Source organism: Microbacterium sp. ISL-103, assembly GCF_018613995.1.
Classification (GTDB): domain Bacteria; phylum Actinomycetota; class Actinomycetes; order Actinomycetales; family Microbacteriaceae; genus Microbacterium.
This window is the reverse complement of sequence record NZ_JAGGPD010000265.1, coordinates 6,744-17,863: the sequence shown is the minus strand read 5'-3', so window position 1 is coordinate 17,863 and position 11,120 is coordinate 6,744. Positions and strand designations below refer to the sequence as shown.

The 11,120-nt window shown below is 69.1% G+C and carries 13 protein-coding genes and 1 pseudogene; 6 read left to right on the top strand and 8 right to left on the bottom strand.

Going from position 1 to position 11,120, the window contains the following annotated elements:
* A pseudogene (locus tag J7E68_RS10560) lies at nucleotides 1-350 on the bottom strand (tripartite tricarboxylate transporter substrate-binding protein); the annotation flags it as partial.
* A 159-nt stretch (nucleotides 351-509) separates the two neighbouring features.
* Between J7E68_RS10560 and J7E68_RS10555 the strand changes: the two are divergent.
* From J7E68_RS10555 to J7E68_RS10540, 4 genes are read left to right on the top strand one after another with little or no spacing between them, the layout of a single operon-like run.
* Nucleotides 510-1,670, top strand: coding sequence for a GAF domain-containing SpoIIE family protein phosphatase (locus J7E68_RS10555; protein ID WP_215172374.1), 1,161 nt, complete (start codon nucleotides 510-512; stop codon nucleotides 1,668-1,670).
* Nucleotides 1,667-3,628 carry a glycosyltransferase family 2 protein gene (locus tag J7E68_RS10550; RefSeq protein ID WP_215172372.1) on the top strand — a complete coding sequence of 654 codons (1,962 nt, stop codon included), beginning with the start codon at nucleotides 1,667-1,669 and terminating at the stop codon, nucleotides 3,626-3,628. The genes J7E68_RS10555 and J7E68_RS10550 overlap by 4 nt, the downstream gene beginning before the upstream one ends.
* Complete coding sequence (locus J7E68_RS10545; protein ID WP_215172370.1) at nucleotides 3,612-3,944, top strand: STAS domain-containing protein; 333 nt, start codon at nucleotides 3,612-3,614, stop codon at nucleotides 3,942-3,944. The genes J7E68_RS10550 and J7E68_RS10545 overlap by 17 nt, the downstream gene beginning before the upstream one ends.
* Nucleotides 3,934-4,368, top strand: a complete 435-nt coding sequence (locus J7E68_RS10540; protein ID WP_215172368.1) for an ATP-binding protein — start codon at nucleotides 3,934-3,936, stop codon at nucleotides 4,366-4,368. Before J7E68_RS10545 ends, J7E68_RS10540 begins: the two co-directional genes overlap by 11 nt.
* Nucleotides 4,369-4,413: 45 nt before the next feature.
* On the opposite strand, the gene J7E68_RS20310 is transcribed toward J7E68_RS10540, so the two are convergent.
* Together J7E68_RS20310 and J7E68_RS10530 are read right to left on the bottom strand one after the other, a co-directional pair.
* Nucleotides 4,414-5,079: a GntR family transcriptional regulator gene (locus J7E68_RS20310; protein WP_215172366.1), complete on the bottom strand. Its 666-nt coding sequence runs from the start codon at nucleotides 5,077-5,079 to the stop codon at nucleotides 4,414-4,416.
* 104 nt (nucleotides 5,080-5,183) lie between these two features.
* Entirely contained in the window at nucleotides 5,184-5,624 is a 441-nt protein-coding gene (locus J7E68_RS10530; RefSeq protein WP_215172364.1) for a DoxX family protein, read from the bottom strand.
* A gap of 206 nt (nucleotides 5,625-5,830) precedes the next feature.
* Here J7E68_RS10530 and J7E68_RS10525 point away from each other — a divergent pair, with 206 nt between their 5' ends.
* Nucleotides 5,831-6,475, top strand: coding sequence for a Pr6Pr family membrane protein (locus J7E68_RS10525; RefSeq protein ID WP_311416813.1), 645 nt, complete (start codon nucleotides 5,831-5,833; stop codon nucleotides 6,473-6,475).
* A 37-nt stretch (nucleotides 6,476-6,512) separates the two neighbouring features.
* Here J7E68_RS10525 and J7E68_RS10520 read toward each other — a convergent pair whose 3' ends face one another.
* The gene (locus tag J7E68_RS10520) at nucleotides 6,513-7,919 is read right to left on the bottom strand and encodes an FAD-dependent oxidoreductase (RefSeq protein WP_251048878.1); all 1,407 of its coding nucleotides are present in this window, start codon (nucleotides 7,917-7,919) and stop codon (nucleotides 6,513-6,515) included.
* Nucleotides 7,920-8,102: 183 nt separating this feature from the next.
* On the opposite strand from J7E68_RS10520, the gene J7E68_RS10515 reads away from it, so the two are divergent.
* On the top strand, nucleotides 8,103-8,471 hold the full coding sequence (locus tag J7E68_RS10515) for an apolipoprotein A1/A4/E family protein (RefSeq protein ID WP_215172360.1): 369 nt from the start codon (nucleotides 8,103-8,105) through the stop codon (nucleotides 8,469-8,471).
* Between the two features lie 23 nt (nucleotides 8,472-8,494).
* On the opposite strand, the gene J7E68_RS10510 is transcribed toward J7E68_RS10515, so the two are convergent.
* The 4 genes from J7E68_RS10510 to J7E68_RS19790 all read right to left on the bottom strand — a co-directional run.
* Entirely contained in the window at nucleotides 8,495-8,926 is a 432-nt protein-coding gene (locus tag J7E68_RS10510; protein ID WP_215172357.1) for a heat shock protein transcriptional repressor HspR, read from the bottom strand.
* A gap of 57 nt (nucleotides 8,927-8,983) precedes the next feature.
* Nucleotides 8,984-9,973 carry a DnaJ C-terminal domain-containing protein gene (locus tag J7E68_RS10505; RefSeq protein ID WP_215172355.1) on the bottom strand — a complete coding sequence of 330 codons (990 nt, stop codon included), beginning with the start codon at nucleotides 9,971-9,973 and terminating at the stop codon, nucleotides 8,984-8,986.
* Nucleotides 9,974-9,980: 7 nt separating this feature from the next.
* On the bottom strand, nucleotides 9,981-10,616 hold the full coding sequence (locus tag J7E68_RS10500) for a nucleotide exchange factor GrpE (RefSeq protein WP_215172352.1): 636 nt from the start codon (nucleotides 10,614-10,616) through the stop codon (nucleotides 9,981-9,983).
* Between the two features lie 2 nt (nucleotides 10,617-10,618).
* On the bottom strand, nucleotides 10,619-11,120 hold a 502-nt coding region (locus J7E68_RS19790; protein WP_251048877.1), incomplete at its 5' end, for an Hsp70 family protein.

Below are 11,120 nucleotides of genomic sequence, written 5' to 3'. Positions count from 1 at the left end.
CTCTGCGTGGTGTTGAGCATCGCGATCTCGACCGGCGCGAAGCCGATGACGTAGCCGTCGGGGTCCTGCGCACCGACGTACTCCATCGCCAGGGCACCTGCGGCTCCCGGCATGTTCTCGGGGATGACGCTGACGCCGAGGATGCCCTCGAGCTCGGTGGCGAGCGCACGCGACGACAGGTCGGATCCACCGCCCGGGTTCGCCTGGATGATCAGGCGGATGTCGTTCTCGGGAAACGCGGATTCCGCATCTTCACCCTCTTCGACCTTCGTGCAGGCCGACAGGACGAGAGCGGTGGCGGCGACGGCCGCGAGTGCGGCGGCGGCACGGGTGATGCGCTTGCGGGGCATCTTTGCTCCTCTACGTGGGCCGACCTTGTTGTCGACCTCATGACCGTACCAGTGTTGACTGTTAACAGTCAACACTGGTACGAGACTCACCGTGCCCTCCGGCTGTCCACTTCACCCTTCCAGATGGGACTATGAGGGGAGCGACGAGGGAGGCGGAGCATGTTCGACGAGCTCAGGAGGCAGCAGGCGCTGGAGGAACTCGGGATCCTGGACACCCCACGGGATGAACGAGTGGATCGAGTGGCACGGCTTGCGAAGCAGATGTTCGGCGTGCCGATGGTGAGCGTCTCGCTGCTCGACGGCGACCGCCAGTGGCGCAAGTCCGAGATCGGGCTCGGCGGCCAGGAGGCGCCCCGTCAGGATTCCTTCTGCGACTACACGGTCGGCGAGGACCGCACGGTGGTGATCGAAGACGCCAGCGAGACCGAGAGGTTCGCCGCGAACCCGTTCGTGGTCGGCGACCCGCATCTCCGGTTCTACGCCGGGCATCCGCTCCACGCGCCGGGCGGCGAACCCGTCGGCACGCTGTGCGTGCTCGACACCGAGCCGCACTCGTTCTCCGAGGCGGAGCGCGCGCTGCTCCGCGACCTCGCCTTCTGGGTGCAGAGCGAGATCGCGGCAGACGTCGAGCTCGATCAGGCCACCCTGATCCAGAGCGCACTGCGACCGCACTCGCTCCCCACCGTCACCGGGTACACGATCGCGGGCGGCGGTGCCTCGCGCGGGCGCCTGGCGGGAGACTTCTACGATCTGCGCCTGCACGGCGAGGCGCTGCGCATCACCCTCGCTGACGCGATGGGCAAGGGCACCGGCCCCGCCATCGTCGCGGCCGGGGTGCGTGCATCTCTGCGTACGGCCCCCGAACGCAGCATCGCCGAGGCGATCGCCGATGCCGACCGGATTCTCGAAGAGGATCTCTCCGAGACGACGATGTTCGTCACGGCGGTCCACGCCGAGCTGCAGCCGCAGTCCGGCGATCTGGAGGTCATCGACGCCGGACACAGCCTGGCCTTCATCCTGCGCAGCGACGGCTCATGGGAGCATCTTCGTTCGACCGGCCTCCCTCTCGGAATGGGCGCGGCGCTGCCCGATCAGGATGCGCGGGAGTCCCGCCGCACCCGCCTCGAGCCCGGCGATGCCTTCGTCTGCTGCAGCGACGGACTGCTCGACGTGCTCGACGCCGATGACCCGTTCGCCCACGTGGCCCGAGTGCTCGACACGCTCGGACCCGACGGAGCGATCGACGAGGCACTGAGGCTCATCTCGGACGACCGTGCGACCGATGACATCACCGTCGTCGTGGTGCGGCGCGACGCATGACCGCCCGCTTCGCCGCGATCCGCATCATCGCGGTGCTGTCGGTGCTGCTCGGTGTGAACTACGTCGCCTGGCGCTGGCTGGAGTCGGTGAACTGGTCGGCGTGGTGGATCGCGGTGCCCCTGGTGATCGCAGAGACCTACAGCCTGATCGACACCTTCCTCTTCTGCCTGACGATGTGGCGGGCCAAGGAGCGCCCGGCCCCGGTGTCCCCGCCCCAGGGCACGGTCGACGTGTTCATCGCGACCTACAACGAGCCGATCGAGCTCGTGATGACGACGGCACGCGCAGCGCGCGGGATCGCCTACCCCCACACGACCTGGATCCTCGACGACGGCGCGCGTCCTGAACTCGAGCAGGCCGCCCGCGAGGCCGACATCGGCTACCTCACCCGATCCGACGACTGGACCGGCAAGCCCCGCCACGCGAAGGCGGGCAACCTGAACGCCGCACTGTTCGAGACCGACGGGGAGTTCCTCCTGATCCTCGACGCCGACCAGATCCCCGACCCGCTGATCCTGCACCGCACGCTCGGGTACTTCGCCGATGACCCCGAGGTCGCCGTCGTGCAGACACCGCAGTGGTTCGTGAACGTCGACGAGGCCGACCCGCTCGGCAGCCAGGCGCCCCTCTTCTACGGGCCGATCCAGCAGGGCAAGGACGGCTGGAACGCCGCTTTCTTCTGCGGCTCGAACGCCGTGCTGCGTCGCGATGCCCTGATGCAGTTGGGGATCATCGGCTACGTGCGCGAGGTCACCGACACGGCAGCGCGGGCGCTGCGCACCTCCGAGACCCTGATCGAGAAGGAGATGCACTCGGCCTCCGACCCGGAACTCCGCCGGGAGCTGTACTCCCTGCACCTGTCGATCGGCCGCGCCCGGCGCGACCTCGCCGCCGGCGCCCCCGTGCGCGAGATCGCGGATGCCGTGTCGGCGGCCGTTCGCAACGCCTCGGTGATCCTCGTCGCGAAGGACCTCGCCGGCATCCGTTCGGACCTCGCAGAGCTGGGCGCGCTGCCCATCGCACAGGACGCGGAGCTCGGCGCGATCGTCGTCGACGAGGCGGGCCTGACGGCGCTCGCAGAGTCCGACCTCTCGCCCATCACCGCGCTCGATGCCGTCGCGGCCCTGCTCGACGCCCTGCGTCTCGACCGCGGCGACGAGGCGCAGCCGATCCTCCCTCTGGCGACGATCTCGGTGACGGAAGACATGGCCACCGCGATGCAGCTGCACTCGCTCGGCTGGCGCAGCGTCTACCACCACGAGATCCTCGCCCAGGGACTGGCACCCGAAGACCTGCGCACGATGCTGACGCAGCGGCTGCGCTGGGCTCAGGGCACGCTGCAGGTCATGCTGCGCGACAGTCCGCTCGTGAAGCGCGGTCTCTCGATCGGGCAGCGACTGATGTACTTCGCCACCATGTGGAGCTATCTTTCGGGTTTCGCCGCCGTCATCTATCTCACGGCGCCCGTCGTCTATCTCGTGTTCGGGGTGCTTCCCGTCACAGCCTGGTCGGTCGACTTCTTCGTGCGGTTCCTGCCGTACTTCCTGGTCAACCAGCTTCTCTTCCTCGTCGTCGCCAGAGGACTCAGAACATGGCGCGGGCAGCAGTACTCGCTCGCGCTGTTCCCGGTCTGGATCCGCGCATGCTGGACCGCCGTCGCGAACGTGGTCTTCGGCCGCCCCCTCTCCTTCGCGGTGACGCGCAAGGACGGACGCGATCCGCGCGGGGTGCCGTGGGGGCAGATCTGGCCGCAGCTGACCGCGATCGTCGTGCTCAGCGTGGCGCTCGTGATCGGCGTGACACGGGTCATCATCGGCACGGGCGACGGAACAGGCACCCTCGTCAACACCGTGTGGGTGCTGTACGACCTCGTCGTGCTCAGCGTCATCATCCAAGCCGCTCGCTACCGCGGACCGGCCCGAATCCTCGAGGAGGAGAACCATGGATCTCAGCACTGACGTCAGGGACGGCTTCGCCGTGATCGCCCTGTCCGGCCGCCTCACGGCGACGGGTGCACCGCTGCTGCGCAAGGCGGTCAACGACCTCGTCGCCGCGGGCGACTCGAAGATCGTCATCGACATGACCCAGCTGCAGTTCGTCGATTCCTCGGGGCTCGGCGCTCTGGTGGGCGGGCTCAAGAGCGCCAGGGTCGCGGGCGGCGATCTGCGCATCGCGGCCGTGCCGGAGGCCGTGCGGACGGTGCTGCACCTGACGAACCTCGACCGCGTGCTGCTCGACCACCCCACACCCGAGACGGCGTTCGATGGCCACTGACTCGCGCAGGGCGCATGTCGCGGGCCTCGCCGGCCCCGCCTTCGTCGAGCACGTCCTCGACGCCCTCGACGCGCTGTGGGAGAACGCCCCGCACGTGGCCCCCGAGGATCGCACCCTGTTCGCCCTGGCGGTCAGCGAAGTGTCGACGAACATCGCGACACACGCCGACACGGCGGGCGAGCCGGATGCCGGAATCACCGTCGAGGTCGACATCGAGGTGGGTGCGGACGATCTCGTCGCCACGTTCGTCGACACGGCCGACCCGGCCAGGATCGACTGGGATGCGGTCACGATGCCCGGTGTCGACAGCGAGAGCGGCCGCGGCCTCGCCCTGTCGACGGCCGTCCTCGACGACTTCGAGCACAGCGGCGATGCGACCGGCAACACGTGGGTGCTGCGACGTCACCTCACGCCTCGGGCCTGAATCCGGATGCTTCGGCCCTGATCGCGAATCCGACCGGAGTCGCGATCAGGCGGGCCGGTCGGCCAGCTCGCTGAGCATCCGATCCCGCGCGCCGTCGAGGTGCGCCGTGAGCACCGCCGCCGCCTCCTCGGGGGTGCCGGATCGCATCACCGCCATGAGCTTCATGTGGTCGTCGGACGACTCGTGGAGGTCGTCGTCGTGGTTGATGGTCACCTCGAGCAGTGACGCGAAGGTCGGCAGGTACTGACTCCACGCGCCCTCGAGGCGCGGGTGGTCGGCGAGCACGTAGATCTCGGAGTGGAACTCGAGGTCGGCGGCGACGAAGGCCGCATGATCGCCCCTGTCGGCCGCCTGACCCATGCGATCGACCGCAGCCGCCATCGCCGCCCACCGCGCGTCGTCGTCCACTCTCATGGCACGCGACAGCGCGAGCTGCTCGAGGGCGCCGCGCAGGCTGTAGAGCTGGTCGACGTCATCCTGCGAGAGCCCGGTGATGTACACGCCTCGCGGGCGCTGCACCTCGACGAGCTTCTCGAAGCTGAGCTGGGTGAGGGCATCGCGGATCGGCCCTCGACTCACCGAGAACTCCTCGGCGAGCGCCTCCTCGGTGATGCGCGCGCCGGGCGAGAGCTCTCCGCGGACGATGCGCTGCCGCAGCACCTGCGCCACCTGCGCCCCGAGGGATTCCCCGCGCTTCACGGTCTGTGTCACGGTGACCTCCTGTTAACTGTTGACAGGATACACACCTCGCGTTCGAGGGCCTTCGGCGCCGCGGCCGGGGAGCCCCCGAGGACGCCACGGCCGCGGCGCGCGGTTCAGCTGAGCCAGGCGGGTGCTCGGCCACGCAGGAACGCCCCGTCGAGCGAGAAGCGTCCGGCACCGGTGAAGGCCACGGCCAGTGCGGCCGCGCCGAGCACGGCGACGAACTCGTAGCCGCCCTCGCCCACCCACAGGCCTGCGGGCAGATGGACCGCGACCAGCGCGACGATCATGTCGACGGCGAGCAGGATGCCGACCGGGCGGGTGAACAGGCCGAGCACCAGCAGGATGCCGCCGATCAGCTCGATGAATGCGACGACCGGGGCGGCGATCTCGGGCAGGGGGATTCCCATGCCCTCGAAGCTGCCGATGGTGCCGGGCAGGGTGTACTCGAAGATCTTCTGCGCTCCGTGAGCGGCGAAGACGGCGCCGACCACGACACGCAGGACGAGGAGTCCCAGCGACGTGGCGGCAGAGGGGGCGGTGGTGTTCGTCATGAGGAGGTCTTCCTTCGTGGCAGGACACCGCGCGCCAGGCGCGGAGCAGGGGCGTTCCCTGCCTCCACGCTAGGAAAGCGACTTTTCCGTCTCCTGAGCGAGGTGCCGTCAGGACCCTCCCCCGCAGCCTTCCGTAGACTCGCCGGAAGGACTGACGCGCGATATACGGGACTCTCGGGCGCAGCCGGGAAGGGGCAGAGGCGAAGGTGAGGGCACGATCGGTGTTCGGCGTGCTGCGCCTGACGACAGCAGCCGTGTGCACCGTCGCCCTCGTGCACCGGCTCTTCTGGGGTCTGAGCTCGCGCACGATCGCCGGCGAGAACTTCTTCGCCTACCTCACCGTGCAGTCCAACTGCGCGCTCGTCGTCGTGCTGCTGATCGGCACGGTGCTGGCCTTCATCCGAGCGACGGATCCTCGCTGGTTCACCGTCGCCCTCGCCCTCGTGCTCACCTGGACGATCACCGCCGGTCTGGCCTTCGCCCTCATCGTGTGGCAGGCGGGCCTGCGCGGCATCCGCGTCGACGTGCCCTGGTCGGATCAGGTGCTGCACTTCTACCTGCCGGCGTGCACCGCGATCGCCTGGGTCCTCACCCCGGGTCACCGCGGCGTGCCGTGGTGGGTGGTGCCGACGGCGCTCTCGTTCCCGCTCGCCTGGGGCGGCGTCACCCTCTGGCGCGGGCCGTCGGTCGGCTGGTACCCGTATTACTTCCTCGACCCGCGGCAGGTGTCGGGCCCGCCCGAGTTCCTGATCACCAGCGGCATCGCGCTGGCGATCTTCGCGCTGGTCGCGACGGCGATCGTGCTCGTCAGCCGAATGCGCCGACGCGGCCACGAGCGCCCCGAGGTCTAGTCTCGGCTCAGGGGGGTGCAGCTCAGGAGGGTGCGCCTCAGGAGGATGACGCGAGGAACGGGCCCAGCGAGTCGATCGCCGCCTCGAGCGCCTTCTGATCGTCGAGCGCGGCGAACTTCTCGGCGGCCTCTCCCCCGACGATGCCGACCACGACGTTCTCGCCGGTGACCGGGGCGAGGTTGTACCAGGTGCGGATCAGCGCGTCGCCTCCGACGACGTGCCAGATCGCCGGCCCCGTCTCGTCGGCGGTCGCATCCGCATCGTCGTCCGTCTCGGGCGCAGCGGCGATCAGCGGATCGTCGAAACGCAGCCAGATCGTCTCGATCTGCCCCATGCCCAGGTCGGCGATCGCGCCGCGGTGGCCGAACGGCAGCGCGGGTGCGAACTGCAGCCCCTCGCTCTTCAGCACGCCGAGAGGCACGGTGATCAGCACGCGGTCGAACGACAGCGATTCGCCGGACGCGATGCCGAGGCTGACCCCCGACTCGTCGTACGCGACACGGCTCACAGGCGATGACAGGCTCAGCTTCGCGCCCTCGAGCAGTCCCTCGATGGTCGGGGTCAGATCGCCGAGCGGTGCGGTGCTCTCGTCCGGCGGCAGCGAGGGCGGGAACCAGGTCGAGAGCGATGCGGGGTCGGCACCCGAGGAAGCCGCGACCGAGGCGAGCAGTGCGGCGAGCCCCGGTTCGGCAGGATCAGCACCGGCCGCCGTCAGCGCGTCTTCGACAGACGCGTCCTCGAGACCCTGCTGGGCCGCCGCGATGGCCGCCTGCACGGGCTCGGTGCTCACGGCATCGACGTCGCCGTCGGTCGATCGCCACAGAGATCCCGCGAGGGTGGCCGTGCGCACGTCGAGCCTGTTGAGCTCGTCGAGCAGTGCCACATCGGATGCTCCGATCAGCCATCCGCCCAGCTGCGCGGGGAAGGGCCAGGCCTTCTCGTCGACGACGGAGTGGATGCGCCCGCCGATGCGGTCGCGCGCCTCGAACACCGTGACCTGCAGGCCGTCGGCGACGAGCAGCGCTGCCGCGGTCGCGCCGGCGAGGCCTGCCCCGATGATGGCGACCCGCTCTCCGTCGTCCGCCGCGCGCCTGAGCTGCCCGGCGGCTCGCTCACCCGAGCGCACGGCGGCGGCCATGGTGCCCGGCGCCTCGGCGTCGGTCGCCTCGCCCGCGAGGAAGAGTCGGCCGTCGATCGGCTCCGCCAGCGCGTCGCGCGCACTCCCCTGGGTGCCGACGGGGGTGAAGCTCGCCGCGCCGAGAGCGAACGAATCCGTCGCCCACGAGCTGCGGGCGAACGCCGCAGGCGTGATCGACCCGGCCGTCGGCTGCGGGGTCGGCGAACGATCGGGCGTGGGAGTGGGCGCCGGTTCGGGAGTGCAGGAGGCCAACAGGATTCCCACGACACCGGCTCCGGCGCCGATCAGCAGTGTGCGACGCGTCATCCTCATCGTGTCGCAACGATACCGCGCGCGGATGGACGCGCGTGCGGAGTGCCGTCGCCGAACCTCTCCTGCACCGACACGGATCGTGACCGAGTTCCCCCCGAGGCCGCGCAGCCGGAGATGATCCACGCCGTCCGCCGACGTCACACTGCCATTCTGGCTCGACGCCCACAGGATGGAGTCATGGCGATGAACGACCCTCAGATCTGGACGCTCATCGGAGTGTTCGGCGCGGTGATGATCGGCGTGGTGACGGTCATGACCACGCAGTTCAGCAGAGTGATCCGGGCCGAGATCGGCCGCCTCGACGGCACGCTCTCCGGAAAGATCGACGGGCTCGACGGAAAGCTGAGCGGCAAGATCGAAGCCCTCGAATGGCGCGTGAGCGGAAAGATCGAAGCCCTCGACCACCGCCTCAGCGGTCAGATCGAAGCACTCGACCACCGCCTCAGCGGTCAGATCGAGTCACTCGAATGGCGACTCAACGGCAGGATCGACACGCTCGACAAAGAGGTGGCCGACATCGCGACCCGGTTCTTCGGATCGACCTAGCTGCCGAGCCGTCGTCCGCGATCTCAGCCGCGGCCGCTGCCGGGGTGCCAGAGAACGACGTCGGTCGACCTGCGCAGTCGGCGACCGCTCGGCATCGGGATGACACCCGCGGATCCTGCGGCGAACACACGCACACCCGGCCGGTTGTCTCGCTCGGCGCGCAGGGCGGCATCGAGCTCTGCGACGCGGCGGCGCAGTATGCGGTTCTCGTCTTCGAGGTCGAGCAGACGGGCGATCGCCGGAAGGCTGACGCCCTCGGACGACAGCTGGGCGACCTCGCGGAGCTGCTCGATGTTGCGGGTCGAGTACCGGCGGGAGCCGCCGGATGTCCGGCCCGGAATCACCAGGCCGATCCGGTCGTACTGCCGCAGCGTCTGCGGGTGCAACCCCGAGAGCTCGGCGGCGACGGCGATCGCGAACACCGGGGTGTCGGCATCCATGCGCTGGTCAGCCATGTTCCCTCACCTCTTCCTCGGTGTTCGCGTTCGTCATCGTTCTCGGCACCGGTTTCGCTATCGGCGGGCTTTGGCCATGAGGTCGGCCCGCGGGTTCTCTGCCGGCTCGAGCGACTGGAACTTCTCCAGCGCCTCTCGAGCGGCCTCGTCGAGGTGCGACGGCACCGCGATCTGCAGCTCGGCGAGCAGGTCGCCGGTGCCCTTCGCAGTCGTCACCCCGCGCCCCTTGACGCGCAGCACGCGCCCCGAGGGGGTGCCCGGCGCGACACGGAGCTTGACCGTGTCTCCGCTGAGCGTCGGAACCTCGATCGTCGCGCCGAGGGCCGCCTCGGTGAAGGTCACCGGCACGACCACCCGCAGGTTCAGGCCCTCGCGGGTGAACACCGGATGCGGTCGCACAGCGATCTGCACCACGACGTCGCCGTTCTCCCCACCGTCGGGCGAGGGGCGGCCGCGTCCGCGGAGCCTGATCTTCTGCCCGTCGGCGACGCCGGCGGGGATCTTCACCTTGAACGGCTTGCCGTCGTCTCCCTGCAGCGAGATCGTCTCTCCCTGCACGGCGGTGGCGAAGTCGAGCGTGGTGCGCGCCGTGACATCAGCGCCCTTCTGAGGGCCGCCGAAGCCACGGTATCCGCCGGAGGTCTGCCCGAATCGGCCGGAGCCGAAGGAGCCGCCCTGACCCTGGTTGAACATCGCGAAGATGTCCTCGAAGTCGGCGGACTGCTGCTGCCCGCGCCCCTGCTGCCCGAACCGGCTGAAGACGTCTTCGAAGCCGCCTGCACCCGTGCCGCCCGCGGTGAAGCGGGCGCCCGAGCCCATGGCGCGGATCTCGTCGTACTCCTTGCGCTGTTCGGCGTCGGAGAGCACCGAGTACGCCTCGCTGACCTCTTTGAACTTCGCTTCTGCCTTCTCGTCACCCTGATTGGAATCGGGGTGATACTTGCGGGCGAGCTTGCGGTACGTCTTCTTGAGATCGGCGTCAGTGACGTCTTTCGAGACCCCGAGGGTCTTGTAGAAGTCCTTGTCGAACCAGTCCTGGCTAGCCATCGATCACCTACTCTGCGGGTACGGCGACGACGACCTTCGCGGGACGCAGCTCGACATCACCGAGGCGGTAACCCACCTCGACGACCTCGAGCACCGTGGTCTTGTCGGCGCCCGGCGTGGGCTGCTGGAAGATCGCCTCGTGGCGCTGCGGGTCGAATTCCTCGCCCTTCTCGCCGTACGAGACGACGCCGAGGCGCTCGACCACCGTGCGCACCTTGCCGGCGATGACGGCGAAGGGCGTGCCCTCGACCAGGTCACCGTGCTGAGCGGCGCGGTCGAGATCGTCGAGCACCGGGATGAGGCCCTTGGCGGCCTCGCCCTTCGCGCGCTCGATCTCGACCTGACGCTGCTCTTCGGTGCGGCGGCGGTAGTTGGCGTACTCGGCCTGCAGACGTTTGAGGTCGTTCAGAAGAGCGTCCTCGGCGTCGGCGATCGCGGCATCGCTGGCAGCGGCCTCAGCCGTCTGGTCGGCGTTCAGGATGTCATCGATCGTGAAGTCCGCGTCGTCAGGGCCTTCCGCAGCCCGGGCCTCGTCAGAGTCCGGGTTGTGCGGCGCGGGGCCGGATGCCTGAGCATCCGACCCCTCGCTGTGACCTTCGGCGGGCTCAGGAACCTGATTGTCGTCGAAGTTCTTGTCCGTCATGATTACTTCTTCTCGTCCTCGTCGTCGACGACCTCGGCATCGATGACGTCCTCGTCGGAGGAGGCGTCATCGGCCGGAGCCTCGCCCGCGGCGTCGGCGCTGGGCGCGCCCTCTGCCTGGGACTGTGCGTAGATGGCTTCACCGATCTTGCCCTGCGACTGGTTCAGCTTGTCGAACGCGGTCTTCACGGCCTCGTCGTCTTCGCCGGCCAGTGCCGTCTTGAGCGCGTCGACGTCGGCCTTGACCTCGGTCTTCACGTCTTCGGGCAGCTTGTCGTCGTTCTCGGTGATCAGCTTGTCGATCGAGTACGAGAGCGTCTCGGCCTGGTTGCGCACCTCAGCCGCCTCTCGGCGCGCCTTGTCTTCGGCTGCGTGCTCCTCGGCCTCGCGCACCATGCGCTCGATGTCTTCCTTCGACAGCGACGAGCCGCCCGAGATGACGATCGACTTCTCGGTGCCGGTGCCCTTGTCCTTGGCCGACACGTGCACGATGCCGTTGGCGTCG